This is a genomic window from Pseudomonas sp. 05T35, assembly GCF_056396605.1.
On record NZ_JBFTLU010000825.1, the window covers coordinates 1 to 798 of the forward strand.

At 62.4% G+C, this 798-nt stretch carries 1 protein-coding gene; it reads left to right on the top strand.

The genetic code is table 11. From position 1 onward, the window contains the following. Nucleotides 1–798 (top strand): amidohydrolase family protein (locus AC1DH9_RS30110; protein ID WP_477809450.1); only part of this gene is annotated, 798 nt, incomplete at both ends.

A 798-nucleotide genomic window follows, 5' to 3' on the forward strand; every position in this document is an offset into this window, starting at 1 on the left:
GCTATCCGTCAGGGCGTCGAACTGTTCGGCGACCTCAAGCATCATCCGCGCATCAAAATCACCTTCGGCCCTCATGCACCCTACACCGTCGGTGACGAAAACCTCGAAAAAATCCGGGTAATCGCCGAGGAGCTGGACGCAGCGATTCACATGCACGTCCACGAAACAGCCTTCGAAGTCCAGTATTCGGTCGAACAGCGTGGCGAGCGGCCATTGGCCCGCCTCGGTCGCCTGGGTCTGCTCGGACCGCGCTTCCAGGCCGTTCACATGACGCAAATCAGCGAAGAAGACCTCGCCTTACTGGTAGAAAGCAACACCAGCGTGATTCATTGCCCTGAATCGAACCTGAAACTGGCCAGCGGCTTTTGCCCGGTGGAGCGCTTGTGGCAGGCTGGAGTCAATGTGGCGGTCGGCACCGATGGCGCGGCCAGCAACAATGACCTCGACCTGCTGGGCGAAACCCGTACCGCCGCCCTGCTGGCCAAAGCCGTTGCCGGCTCTGCCTCGGCCCTGGACGCTCATCGCGCCTTGCGCATGGCGACCCTCAACGGGGCTCGTGCGCTGGGGCTGGAAGYCGAAGTGGGCTCGCTGGAAGTCGGCAAGGCCGCGGACATGGTGGCCTTCGATCTGTCTGGCCTGGCCCAGCAACCGGTTTATGACCCGGTTTCGCAGCTTATCTATGCCACCGGCCGGGACTGTGTGAAACACCTTTGGGTCGCCGGCAAGCAATTGCTCGACGATCGGCGCCTGACGCGTCTCGATGAACAACAGCTATGCGCCACGGCCAACGCCTGGGGC